Genomic DNA, 16,326 nt, shown 5'->3' on the forward strand with positions numbered 1-16,326 from the left:
TCATCCCACGGGGTGGCGGTTGAAAGCCGAGTAGTGGCCGGTCACGTGATGCTCGAGCTGCCGCTCGATGTCGGCGAGCAGGCTGGAGGCGCCGATGCGGAACAGGTCCGGTTCGAGCCAGTCGCGTCCCAGCTCCTCCTTCATCAGGAACTGGTAGTTGAGCACGTCCTTTGCCGTCGAGATGCCGCCGGCCGGCTTGAAGCCGATCTGGTAGCAGGTGCGCTCCTGGTAGACGCGGATCATCCGCAGCATCGCCAGCGTCACCGGCAATGTCGCGTTGACGCCTTCCTTGCCGGTCGAGGTCTTGATGAAGTCGGCACCGGCCATCATGCAGACCATCGAGGCCTTGGCGACATTGCGCAGCGTCTTGAGGTCGCCGGTAGCCAGGATCGTCTTGAGATGCGCGTCGCCGCAGGCGGCGCGGAAATCCCGCACCTCGGCGTAAAGCGCACGCCAATCACCGGTCAGCACGTGCTCACGCGTGATGACGATGTCGATCTCCTGCGCGCCGTCGCGGACCGACGCCTCGATCTCCTTCAGCTTCAGATCGTGCGGCACGAGACCCGCGGGAAATCCGGTCGAGACCGCAGCGACAGGGATGCCGGATCCACCGAGCGCCTCGACCGCCGTCGCGACGAATCGATGGTAGACACAGACCGCTCCGGTATGCAGATCGCGACCGGCAAAGCCGAGCTTCTCGATGACGTCGCTGCGCACCGGCGCCTTGGCTTTGGCGCAGAGGCGCTTCACCCGCTCGGTCGTATCGTCGCCATTGAGCGTCGTCAGGTCGATGCAGGTGACCGCCTTGAGCAGCCATGCGGCCTGGGCGTCCTTCTTGACGGTTCGCCGGCCGGGCAGGCTGGCGACGCGCCGCTCGGCGGCCGAGAGATTGATCCTGATGTCGTCGACCCATTCCATCTCGAGCGCACGGCCGCTGTTGCGCGGGATCGCATGCGGATGCTCGCCGCCGGGAGCAGGCGTCTGCACGGCCAATGGGGACGGATTCTGGACGAGGACGCTCTGCGTCATGGGAGGCGCCGTGCGGTCCTAGCGAATCGACGAGATCGCCAGATAGACTGAATGTGCAGATCGCAACATGTGATCCTCCTCTGACCTCGCCGCTGGGTTTGCCGATTGCCGAGGAACGGGATCGTTCCGACACCGGTTCAGACCGCGATGTTATTATTGTAACAAACTGACGTTGATAAACTCACAACATTGTAAGATCATTGTCAATCGGATAAGCAAACTCGGCGATCAAAATGGCTGAAACCTCGAACGCACGACCAAGCGAGACCCGCGTCCAGCGCCTGCAGAGGCTGCGCCGCGCCGTTGAATCGAGTGGCGCGCTGCATCTGAAGGACGCCGCCGAGCTTCTCAGGGTTTCGGAAATGACGGTGCGGCGCGACCTTGCCGGTCCGGAGGCCGCCCTCGCTTTGCTCGGCGGCTATGTGGTCAATGCAGCGTCGCCGACCGGCATCAAATACGCGTTCGAGCAGGAGATCGACCAGCACACCCAGGACAAGCGGCTCGCCTGCCGCGCTGCCGCCGCCTCGATCAGGGAAGGCGATACGATCTTCATCGACTGCGGCACCACGATGCAGTCGCTGGCGGACTGCCTGCCCGAGGACCTGCCGCTTTCGGTGATCTGCTATTCGATGAACGTGGCCTCGATCGTCACGCGGCGGCCCGCCACGCAGGTGATGCTGATGGGCGGCCTCTACCATCCGTCGTCGCAGTCCTTTGCATCGGACGACGGGCTGTCCTATCTGCGGCGGCTCGGGATCAACAAGGCCTTCATTTCCGCCGGCGGCGTGCACTGGACCCGCGGCGCGAGCTGCTCGAATTTTCACGAGGTCGCGGTCAAGCAGGCCGTCATCGAGACCGCGATGGAGAGCATCCTGGTGATCGACGCCAGCAAGCTCGGCAGTCTCAAATCGGCATTCTTCTCCGACATCGGCGCGTTCTCGCGGATCATCGTCGGCGGCGCGGCGTCATCGGACATGCGCAAGCACTTCCGCAGCCTTCCGGTCGAATATGTGACCAGCGCAAGCTAGAGTGATTCACTCAGTGTCATTCCGGGGCTCGCGAAGCGAGAACCCGGAATCTCGATCCACGATCTCTGGATTCCCCGATGCGCTATTCGCATCTGAGGTTCGCGACTTCGTCGCGCCCCGGAATGACGGAATAGGCTGTCAGAGACATAACACCGGAGCCTTTTCTTTCCGATTGAATCGGAACGGTTGTTCGCTCGAAAACGCTCTGACCCGGACGGGGGCTGGCTCGCCCGGTCAGCTTCGTCCATGATGCACGCCGTTGCGACGCCGCGCATCGCTGGCCAAAGATCAGTTGCAGGCCGGCTTCGCCTTGTTGCAGGCGTCGGTCAGTTCCGGCGGCGGCTCCTTCTTGAACACCGTCTTGTAGGATTCCAGCACGTTGGACTGCGTCACCGGCAGCGACTGCACACCGACCCAGGCCGGCGTTTCCTTGCCAAGCAGCGCGTTCATCATCGCCATCGCCTCCGCGACGCCTTGATCATAGGGACGCTGCGAGCCGGTCGCCTTCAGCGGTCCGCCCTTTGCGATCTCGATCGCCGATTGCAGGCCGAGATCGACGGTCGTGACCGGAATATCGATGCCCTGCGCGCGCATCGAGCTCAGCGTATCCAGCGCCGGCTGGTCCCAGACCGCGAACACGCCCTTGACGTCGGGATTGCCGGTGAGGAAGTCGCCCGCGATCTGCGACACTTTCGGCGGGTCGGTGAAGTCGACTTGCTTCATCTTGATGTCCGGCCGGTTCTTCTGCATCCATTCGCGAACGCCCTTGGTGCGCTCGTTGGTGCTGAAATAGTCGACGCCGAAATTGACCAGACCAATGGTTGCGCCCTGCGCCATGCAGGACGCCAGGATCTGCGCCGCGATCTGCCCGTTGCCCAGGTTGTCCGCCGAAATCATCGAGGCGTATTCCTCGGGATGCTTGAGGCCGGTCGGGATGCTGTCCATCAGCACCAGCTTGATACCGGCCTTGGCGACCTTCTTGTAGGTCGGCGCGGTCGCAGTGAAATCGACCGGGATCGAGATGATGCCGTCCGGATGCTGCTGGATGGTGTTCTCGATATCGGCGATCTGCTTGTCGACCTGATATTCGGCCGACGCGACGCCGGTCACCGTCACGCCGTATTTCTTCAACGTGTCGGTGATGCCCTGGATCTGCAATTGCGCCCAGTCGAGGTTGACGGTCTGCATCGAGATGCCGACCTTGAAGTTCTTCTCCTTGATCTTGGCGGCTTCGGCATCCGACAGCGCCAGCACTTCGGGCGATGCGGCCTTCTCGCCGTGGGGCCCCTGGCCGACGATCGATTTCGGTCCAAGCGTCGCGAGATCGACGCCCTTGACGCAGCTTGCCGGCAGTTCGGCACGGGCCGAGGTCGCGATCGAGATGGCCGTCGCCGCGATTAGCGCAGTCAACGGCAGGGTTTGTCGCAAGATTGGCTTCATTGTTTTCCTCCCTTTGTGGTCGCCGATTGACCGGAGGCCGGCGACCTTGCCCCTACTGCCGCAATGCAGGGGCCCTCCGGCCCCGGCGCCGCATCGGATCTGGCTTGTTGCTGGAGCATGATCTTTCGAAAAACCGCTTCACACTTTTTCGGATCATGCTCTAGCGTTTCGTGAACGCGACCGCGGCCACGATGATCGCTCCCTTGATGACGAGCTGCAGCGGCGAGCTGACGCCGAGCAGCACGAGGCCGTTGTTGAGCGTGCCGATGATCAGGCTGCCGAACAGCGTCCCCAGGATGTAGCCGCGCCCGCCGAACAGGCTGCAGCCGCCAAGGATCACGGCGGCGATCACGTCGAGCTCCATGCCCTGCACGACGTCGGGCCGCGCGGCATGCGAGCGCGCGGACAGCACCAGCGCCGCAAGCCCGGCCAGCGTGCCGGTCAGCACGAAGGCCGCGGTCGTCACCCATTTGGTGTTGATGCCGGAATAGAGCGCCGCGGTCGGATTGCCGCCGACCGCATAGATGCGGCGGCCGAACACGTTGTAATGCAGCAGCAGGATGCCGACGATCATCGCCACCAGCGTCCAGGCGATCGGCACCGGGATGCCGAGAAATGATCCTTCGCCGAAGATCGCAAAGTAGGTCTCGTTGGTGATGATGACGGGCTTGGTGTTGGTCACCATCATCGCGAGACCGCGCGCCATGCTGAGCGAGCCGAGCGTGACCAGGAAGGACGGGATCGAAAGCTGCGTGGTCAGGATGCCGTTGAGCAGCCCGACCAGCGCGCCGGTGCCGAGGCCTGCGACAGCGCCGACGATCCAGCTGTTGTTGATCTGGCTCATGGCCAGCGCGGCGGCCATGCCCGACAACGCGAGTGTCGATGCGACCGAGAGATCGATCTGGCGCGCGATGATCACGAAGGTCATGCCGACCGCGATGATCGACACCAGCGTCGTCTGGCGCCCGATGTTGATGAAATTGTCGACCGATAGGAACCAGGGCGAGGACAGGCTGAACACCACCAAGAGCACCATAAAGGCGATGTACAGCATGTAGGGCCGCTCGCCGCGCAGCAGGTTCTGCAGCAGCTTGCGGCGTCGATCGGATCGGGTCGGCGCGGCGACGACATTGGGCGCGGTCAGTTCGGTCATGCGGGCAGCTCTTGCAATACGCCTTGTTCTGAAGCCTGGTACATCTGCAGCAGATGATGCAGCTCTTCGGCATCATCGATCTCGCCGCGTTGAAGCGTTCGCGCCACGCGACCATCCACGATCACGGAGATGCGGTCGCACAGCGCGATCAGCTCGACGAGATCCGACGAGACGACCAGCACGCCACTGCCGTCGCGGGCGGCGTTGCGGATCACGCCATAGATTTCCTCGCGCGCGCCGACGTCGACGCCGACCGTCGGTTCGTCGAGCAGCAGCACGCGCGGCCGCGGATCATTCCATTTTCCGAACACGACCTTCTGCTGGTTGCCGCCGGACAAGGTCCGGACCAGGCTGGAGGCGCCCTGCGCCTTCACTGAAAGCCGCGCGACCGCCGTTTCCGCGCGCCTGGCGGCAGCGCCCTGCTGCATGAAGCCCCAGCGCGAGAAATGCGGAATCCGTGGCAGCGTGATGTTGCGCTCGATCGAATGGTCCAGCACCAGACCCTGCACGTGCCGATCTTCCGGCACCAGCGCGACGCCGTGATCGATCGCATCGGCCGCGCCCTTCGGCAGCCACGGCCGGCTCTCGATCTCGAGGGTGCCGCTCTCGACCGGCCGCAGTCCGAAAATGGTCTCCAGAATCTCGGTGCGTCCGCTGCCGATCAATCCGGCGAGGCCGTGGATCTCGCCCTTAATCACGGACATGTCGACGGCCGATAGCCAATCATTGGAAACGCCCGAAAGCGATAGAACCGGCGACGAATCGAACGCACGCGCGGGCGCGGCGCGCGACGCGGCCGGCGCCGATCGATCGGTTCCGATGATGGCGTTGACCAGCCGCTTCATGTCGGTCTCGGCGGTGACGAAGGTGCCGGCATTGGCGCCGTCGCGCAGCACCGTGACACGCTGCGAAATCTCGAACACCTCGTTGAGCCGATGCGTCACATAGATCACGCCGATGCCGCGGCGTGTCGCCTTGCCGATCGCGTCGAACAGGATGCGGACTTCATCCGACGTCAGCGAGGATGTCGGCTCGTCGAGGATCAACAGCCGCACCTCGCCCATCAACGCCTTGGCGATCTCGGTCATCTGGCGGTAGGCGAACGGCAGCGAGCCGACCGCAGCTTTCGGGTCGAGGGAAATGCCGAGCTCGCCCAGGAACGCTTCGGCCCTGGCCATCAATTCGCGCTTCCGGACAAAGCCGAACCGCGCGCGCGGCTCGCGCCCGAGCAACAGATTGTCGGCGACGCTGAGCGATTCAACGAGGCTGAGATCCTGATACACGACCGCGATCCCCGCCTCGCGCGATCGTGCCGGGCTGTCGAACGCGACCGGCTTGCCGGCGATCTCGATGGTGCCGCTGTCGGCCGCATGAACCCCGCTGAGGATCTTGATCAGCGTGGATTTTCCGGCCCCGTTCTCGCCCAGCAGCGCGTGCACCTCGCCGGGGCGGACCTCGAGGTTGACATCGCGCAACGCGCGCACGCCGCCGAAGCGCTTGTTGATGCCATCGACCAACAGAAGCGCCGTCGACGGCCGAGGCTCTGCGGCGTTCGAACCGGGCAATTCCACAATTTCCTCCCGTTACCCGCGCCAGGCGCTGGTACGATGATGACATGTTGTTATTTTTACAACTTATTGTGTTATAATTCTATCACATCAGGCGCCCTGTCAATGGGAGATCGCGGCGACGGGGCCCGAATTGGGGTGGCCCGCGGTCCAGTCCTGCGCCAGGCGGACATCGAGCGGCTCGAGATTGGTTACGTCCTGATTCCGTGGCTGCTCCAGTGCTCAGAGCTAGGCCGACGCTCCTCAAAAAATACCCCACTCCGCGCCTTCCAAATTCCAGATATGCGCCGGCTCGGCCCTTGCGGCGTTCGGCCCAACCAGAAGCGCCGCGCCGGCGGCCAGCGAATTGCGGCGGGTCATCATCGACATGGAGTTTCTCCCAGAAGCGATAGTGCGCAAACCGCGAGCCCAGCAAACTGCAGTCGTCGCGCCAGCCATCATTGCTTGGAGTGTCTCTAAGCTGCGCGAAAAGAAAATGATGAATTGTGCGAGGCGCGGTGCAGAAACACATATGCAAGCCGTGCACGCGTTGATCATTTTGTCTGGCAAACCCGTCGTCGTTGCGGTCACCATCACCGCCTCAGTGCCGCGCAAGAGTGATAATCCGGCTTTGCCGGTGACACCCACCGAACAGATCGAATCGACGTACGAGGCGTTCCCCCATGTCCAGTTCGTCATGGGTGTGCTGCACGCAATGCCGGCGGACGAACAGCTCCTCGACGTTCTGCTGAGCGAGACCCGCCGTGTCCGTGGCGAGCCGGCTTGAGATAGATCAACGCTCAGCCTGGCAAACGCTGGTGCAAATTGGCCTTCCGGTCAATTCGCCGGCCGATTGCCTAACAGCGCGGCTACTCCGGCCGGACTGGGAGTGTTTGCCATGCGCTCGACCGAGCCCGGAAGTGCTCGCCAAATGAGCCGTTGGATATGCTGGATGCCCGGCGTCGGCACCCTCCGCCGATACGAGGCGGCGTGGCTGCCGCACGACATCTTTGCCGGCCTGGTCCTTGCAACAATGCTGGTCCCAGTTGGTATCGCCTATGCGGCGGCATCGGGCCTGCCGGGCATCCACGGTCTCTACGCGACCATCATCCCGCTCCTGGCCTACGCGGTGTTCGGCCCAAGCCGCATAATCGTGCTCGGACCGGACTCGGCCCTCGCAGCTGTCATTCTCGGTGTGGTCGCCCCACTGTCCGGTGGCGATCCCCTTCGCGCGGCAACACTCGGCGCCATGATGGCCCTCGTTTCTGGAACAGTGCTCATGCTGACAGGCTTCGCGAGGCTTGGTTTCGTGACCGAGCTTCTTTCCAAGCCGATCCGCTACGGCTACATGAACGGAATTGCGCTGACCGTATTGATCAGCCAACTGCCAAAGCTCCTCGGATTCTCGATTGAGAACGAAGGACCATTGCGGGACCTGTGGAGAATCGGCGGCGCGATCCTCGACGGCAGGACAAACTGGGTTGCTTTCGCGGTTGGGCTCGCAACGCTGATCGTCATCCTGCTGCTCAAGGACAACAAGCGGCTGCCGGGTATTCTGATTGCCGTTGTCGGGGCAACTCTCGTCGTCGGTGCGCTCGATCTGGGGGCCAGCTACGGCGTGAAGGTCCTGGGCCCCCTTCCGCAAGGTCTGCCGGCGCTTGCCGTTCCCTGGATCAGCTACGGCGATCTGGTTCCGGTACTGATCGGCGGAAGCGCCGTCGCGCTCGTCTCATTTGCCGACACCAGTGTGCTGTCGCGAACCTACGCCGCGCGACTGGGCGACAAGGTCGATCCGAACCAGGAGATGGTGGGGCTCGGCGCCGCCAACCTGGCAACCGGCTTTTTTCAGGGCTTCCCGATCAGCAGCAGCTCTTCTCGCACTCCGGTGGCGGAGGCCGCCGGTGCTCGCACCCAACTGACCAGCGTCGTCGGCGCGCTCGCCATCGCATTCCTTCTCGTCGTGGCGCCTAACCTTCTGCAGCATTTGCCCAACGCTGCATTGGCCGCCGTCGTCATCGCCGCGGCGATCGGCCTGTTCGAGATCACCGACCTCAAGCGAATTTATCGCATCCAGAGATGGGAGTTCTGGTTGATCGTGCTGTGCTTCGTTGGCGTGGCTGTGTTCGGCGCGATTCCAGGAATCGGTCTTGCAATCGCCGTGGCCATCGCGGAGTTCCTGTGGGACGGATGGCGACCGCATTCCGCGGTGCTGGGCCGTGCCCACGGCGTCAAGGGCTATCACGACATCACCCGATACCCCGATGCGCGCCGAATCCCGGGGCTGGTCCTATTCCGGTGGGATGCGCCGCTGTTCTTTGCCAATGCCGAGTTCTTCAAGGAACGCGTCCTGCACGCGGTGGCGACGTCGCCCACGCCGGTTCGCTGGCTGGTCGTCGCGGCAGAGCCAGTCACCAGCGTCGACGTCACGGCCTGCGATACCGTTGCTGAACTGGACGAAGCCTTGCACGAGAAAGGGATCGAACTTTGCTTTGCTGAACTCAAGGACCCGGTCAAAGACAAGCTGAAGCGATTTGGACTGTTCGCGCAGCTCGGCGAAGGCTACTTCTTCCCGACGATCGGCTCGGCGGTTTCCGGCTATTTGGAAATCAACAAGGTCGAATGGGAAGATTGGGAGGACTAGGTAACGAATCTCGGGAGTCGTCCGTTCGGGAGACGGAGGCGGCTGAAGTTTGGTTGGCCTGCGGAGTGGATGGGATCGGCGAACCGCAGGCTAATGCAGCGTGTTTCTCAGCTATGGTTTGCGGGACGACGGGAGGCGATCGCCTTTCGCTGCGATTACAAAACAAGGCCGGGCATGCCTGGCGCTTCAACCAGCGAAGACGACGACCATGACGGATCCCCAGGTCGTCAGCAGAATGTTCGAAATCGGATAGGCGGGCGTGTAGCCAAGCACCACCACGGAGCTGCCCGAGCGCTCCTGAATGGCGGCCATCGCGGCCGTTACCGTCTGTGCTCCGGTCAATGCGCCAAGCAAGAGGATCGGGCTCATACGCAGCACGAAATGGCCGAAGCAGAAGCCGACGACCTGCGGCAGCAGCGTGACGATCATGCCGCCCAGAAGGAGGCCGATGCCCGACTCCCGTATCGCGGAAAGGAAGATCGGCCCGGCATGAATTCCGGTCAGGCCGACGAACGCCGCCAGTCCGAGCGACGTCATTAGGCTGATGGCGCCGTCGGGGATCCGTCCGAAATACGGCAAACGCGTGCGGAGATAACCGACCAGAAGTCCGGCGAGCAGCGTGCCGACGCTGGTGCTCAGCGAGATCGTGATGCCGCCAACCGAAAAACTCAGGAGAACGCCGACCAGGCCGCCGAAGAAGATCGCAAGCCCCAGCACCACGAAGTCGATGGTTGTGCTCGGCGCGACAATGACGCCGATGCTCTTGGCCGCGTTTTGCACCGCGGTTTCAGGGCCGACAATGCGAAGCATATCGCCGCGCTGCAGGACAATGCCGGCCGCGACCGGGAGTGGTTCGCTACCCCGGCTCAACGAGCGCAAATAGACGCCGCGAGCCCAGCTCTGCTCCGACGCCTGTTGGAGGCTGCTGCCCGCGAGCTCTGGGTTGATCAGGAATATGTCTACCGAGATCAGCGCGATGTCGAGCAGTTCCCGGTCCTCCACCTCCTCACCATGCGGCCCGATCAGCTCGACGATGGTCTGGCGCGGCGCCGACAACGCGATGACATCGCCGACGGCAAGCCTCGTTGCGGGCTCCGTCTCGATGACGCGCTCGCCGCGACGAATGCGGTGAATGAACACGCGTTGCCCGGGCACGCGGGCTTCGGCGGCAGCAACCGTCAGTCCGACGATCCCCGCCCGAGCATCCAGCCGGTAGGCACGCATCTCGAATTTGCGCCAGGCCGACGCCAGGCCAGGCTTAGCGCGCGTGATGCCGAGGGTCTGTTCCAGCTTGAGTGCTTCGGTCTTCAGGTCGATCTTCAGAAGTGCCGGCACGATCAGGGTGCAGAATGTAATCACGCCGGCATAGCCGAAGATGTAGCAGACCGCATCGGCCACTGCGATGTGCGAGACAAACAGCGCGCGCTGCGCTTCGGACACCGGTAGTGAATTGACTGCGTCGGTCGCCGTTCCCATTGCCGCGCTCTGGCTCAGGGCCCCGGACATCAGCCCGGCAGCAAAGCCCGGGTCAAGTCGCAGCACGCGTGCCACGACGATTGCTGCCGCCAGGCCGGTGAGGCTCACGACGACGGCCATCAGCATCGGCTTCAGCCCATCGCGCTTCATCGCCAGCACGAATTGCGGGCCGACCGAATAGCCAACGCCGAACAGGAACAGCAGGAACAGGAACGATTTGGTCATGCCGGAGACGGGGACGTGCGCGAAATCGCCGATCGCGAGGCCGGCGAACAGCGCGCCCGTCACCGGTCCAAGGCTGAAAGCGCCGATCCTGAAGCTTCCGATCCAGTAGCCGGCCGCGATCACCAGGAACAGCGCGAGCTCCGGATAGCGGACGAGAAACTGCTGCAGCCACTCCAACATCGTCGAGCCGCGGCTATGTCATCATCATGACCAGCACCATGCCCCAGATCGTCAGCAGCGTGTTTCCGACCGCATAGGTGACGGTATAGCCGAGGCCGGGAATCTGGCTCTTTGCCCGGTCGTTGATCATGCCAAGCGAAGCAGTCGTCGTGCGCGCGCCGGAGCAGCATCCCAGCAGGATCGCGTCGTGGAATCTAAATACGTACTTGCCGACGAACATCGCCAGGATCAAAGGCACCGTGGTCACGACGACGCCCCAGAGGAATAGGCTGAAGCCGAGTTTCTGCAGGCCGGCGACAAATCCCGGGCCCGAGGAGATGCCGACAATGGCAATAAAGACGTTCAAGCCGACCGAGTTCATGAACCACACGGTGGGCGACGGGATGCGGCCGAAGGTCGGGTGCACCGATCGGAGCCAGCCAAAGAACAGGCCGGAAATCAGCGCACCGCCGGAGGTGGACAGCGTGAGCGGCACGCTTCCGATCTTGTAGACGAAGGCGCCGACCAGGGCGCCGATCGCAATGGCGGCCCCGATGAAGGCGACGTCGGAAACGTCGGTCGCGCGGTCCGGCCGGCCCAGCATCTTCGTGGTGGCAGCGACATCGGACGTGCGCCCCACCAGGGTGACAATGTCGCCCCGGTTGATCTTGGTGTTCGGCAGGATCGGAATCTCGACGGCGATCGCGCCGCGGGCGATCTTGCGCAGGAAGACGCCCCGGGCAGCCGGCTCCTTCGCCAGCTCCTCGAGCGTCTTGCCATCGACGTCCTTGCTGGTCACGTAGACATCGACGCCCTCGATCGGCACCGCCAATAGCTCGCGATCGTCGACTTCCTCGGCCTGCTCGCCGATTAGTTGCACGAGCACGTCGCGGCGGCCGGCAACGGCGACGATGTCGCCGGCATGAATGACAGTGTCCGAGGTTGCCTCAACGATTTTGCCGCCTTGCCGCAGCCGGAGGACGAAGATACGATGGTCGGGAAGCAACGCCTCGGCCTGCCCGACCGTCTTGCCGGCGACCGGTCCGCGCTCATGAACGCGATAGGCGCGCACATCGAACTGGTGCCAGGCCGTGCCGGGGCCGCCCAGCTGTTTCTTGCCGCCATGCTCCTCCTCATATTTCTTGCAAGCGCTCTCGAGATCGATCCCGAGCAGCATCGGTCCGAGCAGGGCCAGGACGATCGCCGAGCCGACCGTGCCGAAGATATAGGTCACGGCATAGGCGACCGGCATGGCATCGAGCAGCTTCTTGGCTTCGTCCGCCGGCAGACCAAGACGGTTGATGGCGTCGGTTGCGAGCCCCATCGACGCGGAGATCGTCTGCGAGCCGGCGTAGAGCCCGATCGCTGATCCAACGTCGTAGCCGGCGATCTTGGCGCCGAGATAGGCGGACAGCAGACAGAAGACGCAGACCACGGCCGCGAAAATCGCCTGCGGAACGCCGTCCTGCGCGATGCCCCGCACGAATTGCGGTCCGACGCCATAACCGATGGCGAACAGGAACATCAGAAAGAAGAACGGCTTCAGCGGACCTGAAATCGTGATTCCGATCTGGCCGATGATGACGGCAGCGATCAGCGTCGCGGTGACCGCGCCGAGTCCGAGGCCTCTATAGGTGAAGGATCCGAAATAATAGCCCAGCGCCAGCGAGAGGAAGATCGCGATTTCGGGATAGGTGCGGAGAGTCTGGAAAAGCCAATCGATCATGATGTCACCCGTTGATGCTGTCCCGGAGCCTCGGCTTGCGCCCGCTTCGATCCAGCGCGGGGCGCGCCGAAGCAGGGCGAAGCGATCGTGTCGGGGACATCAGGCAACGGCCGGCAAGACGGATGTTGATCTATGTCAATCACAACGGGCGATTACCTTGCAGCTCCATCGTCTTGTCACAGGCATGGATTCTCCGTGCAGCCCGACGCGACCGTCCTTCGGTGCGTGCATGACGCTCGCGAGACCGTTGACATAGATCAAGGGCCGTCACCGGCTGCCGATCATGCTGCGCGCGATCGCGCAGGCAACAGAGCCTGTCGCTTCCAATCCAGCAGCCTGCATCGCCCCGGGAGTGTCAAAATGGCCGATCTTCTGACCTTAAAGAAATTCGAGGCGCTGAGCCCCTTCGAGATCAAGGACGAGCTGATCAACCTCGCCAAGACCAATTCGAAGCGAAGTCAGATGCCCTTCCTGAACGCCGGGCGCGGCAATCCGAACTGGGTCGCCACGACGCCGCGCGAAGGCTTCTTCTTGCTGGGGCAATTCGCCATCACCGAGAGCAAGCGGGTGATGGAACACCCCGCGGGCATCGGCGGTATGCCTCAGGCAAAAGGCATCGCCGGACGGTTCGAGGCTTGGCTCAAGCAGCACCACGACATGCCCGGCGCGAGCTTCCTGACCGAAATGCTGGCCTTTACGGTCAAGAAATTTTGCTTCGATCCCGATGCGTTCGTCCATGAACTTGTCGATTCGATCATCGGCGACAATTACCCGGTGCCGGACCGCATGCTGGTACACAACGAGAGGATCGTGCACGAATACCTGATGTGGGCGGTCTGTGGCGAGCCGCGGCCCGCCGGCAAGTTCGACATCTATGCGGTCGAGGGCGGCACCGCGGCGATGTGCTACCTGTTCAAGTCGCTGAAGGCCAATCGGCTGCTGGTGCCCGGCGATACGATTGCGCTGGCGACGCCGATCTTCACGCCCTACATCGAGATGACGCACCTTGAGGACTACGACCTGAAGGTCGTTCAGATCAGGGCGCCGCAGGAAAACAAATTCCAATTCACCGACGAGGAAATCAGGAAGCTTGAAGACCCGAAGATCAAGGCCTTCTTCGTCGTCAATCCATCCAACCCGCCGGGGATGGCGTTGAGCAAGGAGACGGTTGCCAAGCTGGCCAATCTGGTCAGGACCAAGCGTCCCGACCTGATGATCCTCACCGACGACGTCTACGGAACCTTCGTGCACAATTTCCGTTCGCTGCTCGGCGAGCTGCCGCACAACACCATCGGCGTCTACTCCTATTCGAAGTATTTCGGCTGCACGGGATGGCGGTTAGGGGCCATTGCGATCCACGAAGACAACATCTTCGACAAGAAGATCGCCAATCTCCCGGACGAGGCCGTGAAGGCGCTCGACAAGCGCTACGGGCCGCTCACGCTCGAGCCGCGCAAGCTGAAGCTGATCGACCGCATCGTCGCCGACAGCCGCGACGTGGCGCTCAATCACACCGCCGGATTGTCGTTGCCGCAGCAGGTGATGATGAGCCTGTTTTCGCTCGCGGAGATGATAGACGTGAACAAGGCCTATCAGGCAGCCTGCATGGAAATCGTCAACAAGCGCCTGTGGTCGATGCTCGACGGGCTCGGGCTGGCCGACAAGCTGAGCCCGAATCCGAACTATGATGCCTATTACGCCCTGATCGATTTCGAATTCTGGGCCCGCAAGAACATCGGCGACGATGCCGTCGAATATCTGAAGAAGAACGTTCACCCGCTGGACCTCGCGTTCAGGCTGGCCGAAGCCCACGGGATCGTGCTGCTGAACGGAGGCGGATTCGACGCGCCAGAATGGTCGCTTCGCGTGTCGCTCGCGAACCTGCCTGACGATGTCTATGACGACATCGGACGCGGCGTCCGGACCATCGCCAGGGGCTATCGCGACGCCTACGACGCCGCGAAGGGCGGAGCCGCGAAGCGGTGACGCTGCGATGCTTTGACGCACGCCAGGAGGCTGTTCCGGCAGCGCTGAAGCCAAAGAAAAGCCCCGGCGACCGTGCCGGGGCTTTTTTGACATGCTCTACGAAATCAGTATCTCGCGACGACCGGTCCGCCGAACCGATAGTTCAGCCGTATCGTCAGCAGATCCACATCTTGCCCGATCCGGTTGGCAGCCCCGGCTACGATCGGATTGACCACCGAGAACGTGTTGTTCGCATCACCCATGAAAAGACGGTCATATTCGAGCCCAACCGACCAGTTCGGGGTGAAGCCATATTCGAAGCCCACGCCGATGGTGCCGCCCCAACGGGTCGACGTTGCCGACGCCACCCCGATTCCGCCGAGCGTGGTCCAGATGTCATAGCGATTGCTGGTGACCGCTGCACCGCCCTTCACGTAGAACAATGCGGCATCCCAGGCCCAGCCGAGCTGGCCGGTGAAAAGGCCGAGCCCATCGGTCTTCGTCGTCGTCGAGAACGCCGGATTGATCAGGCTGAGGCGCGAGCTCTTCAAATCCGCCCAATCGCCCTGTCCTTCCAGGCCGAAAACGAACTGGCCCGCCTGCCACCGATAACCGAGCTGACCGCCGAAAACGCCGCCCGAGCGCGAACTGCAGCCGCCAGGCACAACACCACCAGCGACGGGGATGAAATCCCAGCAGGTGCGGCTCTCGCCCCAACCGCCATTGGCACCGATATAGAAACCAGTCCAATTGTAGACCGGCGGAGGAAGCGGTACGGGTGCCGCCTTGACGGCCATGTCAGCCGACAACGCCGGCGTGGCCATGCCAAGAAGCACGGCGACGGAAAGCAAAAGTTTCTTCATGGAATGATCTCCCGGTCTCTTCGCATCAATCGAAAGCAGCAGTCAATACGCTCACCCAATCGGGCACAGATCGAAGCCTAGATGCGAGCCACGAAAAAGCGCGTGCCAAAATGGCAACACTCAAGGGCAATCAAATACAGCGTGTCCAAATTGTTGCTGGAGCGTCCTGGTTAAGGGTAGCGCGTACCGCCAATACCCCCGACGCGAGGTCGCCGGGACAGGTTCACGGTTCGACGAGCCAATCGGCAATGCGCTGCGAAGGAATCAATTGCCTTGGAAGATACGGATTGAGCGTGCCGGCGAACACGACCAGCCCTTCGTCCAGTTTCGACCGTGCGAACTCCTTTGCCTCCGCTTCGGTGGCAAATGTTCTGGTCTCGCGAGGGCTGCGCGTCCGTTGATGCAGCAGGCCGCGCTGGCGGATTTCGAAAGTCACATACCAGATGGCCGACACGGCGACACCGAAGAGAACGGACTCCTCAGGCGACACACCATCTCGCCGCTGATCACCTCTTGATCTTGGTCAAGACCACTCCATCCGTAGAAATACGGGAGACGAGACGGACTCGCTTGAGATGGAAGCGCCTCGCCGGACATGCGCGGCGAGCCTGGCGACGACTGGCGTTGCCGATGTCATCACCGACGCGAGTAGGACAAGAAGGCTGTCCAAAGCCAGCACGTTCGCAGAGGCGGTATTCAGCGCCAGTTCTTCTGCATCGCGTTCATGACGGTGTCCGACTTGTGCGACTTGCAGTAATTGCCGACGACCTTGCCGTTCCGCTCGACGTAGCGAAAATCGACCACGCTCAGGTTCTTCGATGCGCTGAAATATCCCGACATCCAGGAGCTGATCAGCGTTTGTCTGTCCTTATCCGATTCCAGCAGTTGCTTGCAGGTGATGAGGGACAGATCGACGACGACTTGGGCCTTGGCCAAATCGGTCGTGGCGAGGAGTGCAACGATCGCAACAGCAGAGATTGATGGCTTCATTGTTGTCTCTCCCCCAGACACACCGCGGTCTTCTTCATGAATTGCTCCCAAATTTCATGCAATGTGGCAGGCGTAAGCGGGCAC

Annotated in this window: 13 protein-coding genes and 1 pseudogene; 4 read left to right on the top strand and 10 right to left on the bottom strand. The window is 62.5% G+C overall.

Going from position 1 to position 16,326, the window contains the following annotated elements; all coding sequences use genetic code 11:
- Positions 1-918 carry a deoxyribose-phosphate aldolase gene (deoC, locus tag ACVIW0_RS28210; RefSeq protein ID WP_461357444.1) on the bottom strand — a complete coding sequence of 306 codons (918 nt, stop codon included), beginning with the start codon at positions 916-918 and terminating at the stop codon, positions 1-3.
- Positions 919-1,262: 344 nt separating this feature from the next.
- Here deoC and ACVIW0_RS28215 point away from each other — a divergent pair, with 344 nt between their 5' ends.
- Positions 1,263-2,057, top strand: coding sequence for a DeoR/GlpR family DNA-binding transcription regulator (locus ACVIW0_RS28215; protein WP_461355324.1), 795 nt, complete (start codon positions 1,263-1,265; stop codon positions 2,055-2,057).
- Between the two features lie 288 nt (positions 2,058-2,345).
- Here ACVIW0_RS28215 and ACVIW0_RS28220 read toward each other — a convergent pair whose 3' ends face one another.
- The 4 genes from ACVIW0_RS28220 to ACVIW0_RS28235 all read right to left on the bottom strand — a co-directional run bounded on the left by ACVIW0_RS28220 (position 2,346) and on the right by ACVIW0_RS28235 (position 6,587).
- On the bottom strand, positions 2,346-3,497 hold the full coding sequence (locus ACVIW0_RS28220; RefSeq protein WP_461355325.1) for a substrate-binding domain-containing protein: 1,152 nt from the start codon (positions 3,495-3,497) through the stop codon (positions 2,346-2,348).
- A 160-nt stretch (positions 3,498-3,657) separates the two neighbouring features.
- The gene (locus tag ACVIW0_RS28225; protein ID WP_461355326.1) at positions 3,658-4,650 is read right to left on the bottom strand and encodes an ABC transporter permease; all 993 of its coding nucleotides are present in this window, start codon (positions 4,648-4,650) and stop codon (positions 3,658-3,660) included.
- Complete coding sequence (locus ACVIW0_RS28230; RefSeq protein WP_461355327.1) at positions 4,647-6,221, bottom strand: sugar ABC transporter ATP-binding protein; 1,575 nt, start codon at positions 6,219-6,221, stop codon at positions 4,647-4,649. Before ACVIW0_RS28230 ends, ACVIW0_RS28225 begins: the two co-directional genes overlap by 4 nt.
- A 240-nt stretch (positions 6,222-6,461) precedes the next feature.
- A complete protein-coding gene (locus ACVIW0_RS28235; RefSeq protein ID WP_461355328.1) occupies positions 6,462-6,587 on the bottom strand; it encodes a hypothetical protein in 126 nt (41 codons plus the stop codon).
- 289 nt (positions 6,588-6,876) lie between these two features.
- On the opposite strand from ACVIW0_RS28235, the pseudogene ACVIW0_RS28240 reads away from it, so the two are divergent.
- A pseudogene (locus tag ACVIW0_RS28240) lies at positions 6,877-6,966 on the top strand (3-keto-5-aminohexanoate cleavage protein); the annotation flags it as partial.
- Positions 6,967-7,128: 162 nt separating this feature from the next.
- Complete coding sequence (locus tag ACVIW0_RS28245) at positions 7,129-8,838, top strand: SulP family inorganic anion transporter (protein ID WP_461357445.1); 1,710 nt, start codon at positions 7,129-7,131, stop codon at positions 8,836-8,838.
- 186 nt (positions 8,839-9,024) lie between these two features.
- On the opposite strand, the gene aspT (ACVIW0_RS28250) is transcribed toward ACVIW0_RS28245, so the two are convergent.
- The gene (gene aspT, locus ACVIW0_RS28250) at positions 9,025-10,719 is read right to left on the bottom strand and encodes an aspartate-alanine antiporter (RefSeq protein ID WP_461355329.1); all 1,695 of its coding nucleotides are present in this window, start codon (positions 10,717-10,719) and stop codon (positions 9,025-9,027) included.
- 13 nt (positions 10,720-10,732) lie between these two features.
- A complete protein-coding gene (gene aspT, locus ACVIW0_RS28255) occupies positions 10,733-12,424 on the bottom strand; it encodes an aspartate-alanine antiporter (protein WP_461355330.1) in 1,692 nt (563 codons plus the stop codon).
- A gap of 360 nt (positions 12,425-12,784) precedes the next feature.
- Between aspT (ACVIW0_RS28255) and aspD the strand changes: the two genes are divergently transcribed.
- The gene (aspD, locus tag ACVIW0_RS28260; protein WP_461355331.1) at positions 12,785-14,410 is read left to right on the top strand and encodes an aspartate 4-decarboxylase; all 1,626 of its coding nucleotides are present in this window, start codon (positions 12,785-12,787) and stop codon (positions 14,408-14,410) included.
- 104 nt (positions 14,411-14,514) lie between these two features.
- On the opposite strand, the gene ACVIW0_RS28265 is transcribed toward aspD, so the two are convergent.
- The 3 genes from ACVIW0_RS28265 to ACVIW0_RS28275 form a co-directional block, all read right to left on the bottom strand.
- The gene (locus tag ACVIW0_RS28265; RefSeq protein ID WP_461355332.1) at positions 14,515-15,252 is read right to left on the bottom strand and encodes an outer membrane protein; all 738 of its coding nucleotides are present in this window, start codon (positions 15,250-15,252) and stop codon (positions 14,515-14,517) included.
- Positions 15,253-15,475: 223 nt separating this feature from the next.
- On the bottom strand, positions 15,476-15,742 hold the full coding sequence (locus ACVIW0_RS28270) for a hypothetical protein (RefSeq protein WP_461355333.1): 267 nt from the start codon (positions 15,740-15,742) through the stop codon (positions 15,476-15,478).
- A gap of 206 nt (positions 15,743-15,948) precedes the next feature.
- On the bottom strand, positions 15,949-16,242 hold the full coding sequence (locus ACVIW0_RS28275) for an HdeA/HdeB family chaperone (RefSeq protein ID WP_461355334.1): 294 nt from the start codon (positions 16,240-16,242) through the stop codon (positions 15,949-15,951).
- Positions 16,243-16,326 lie beyond the last annotated feature (84 nt).

This window comes from Bradyrhizobium sp. USDA 4454 (assembly GCF_054822705.1).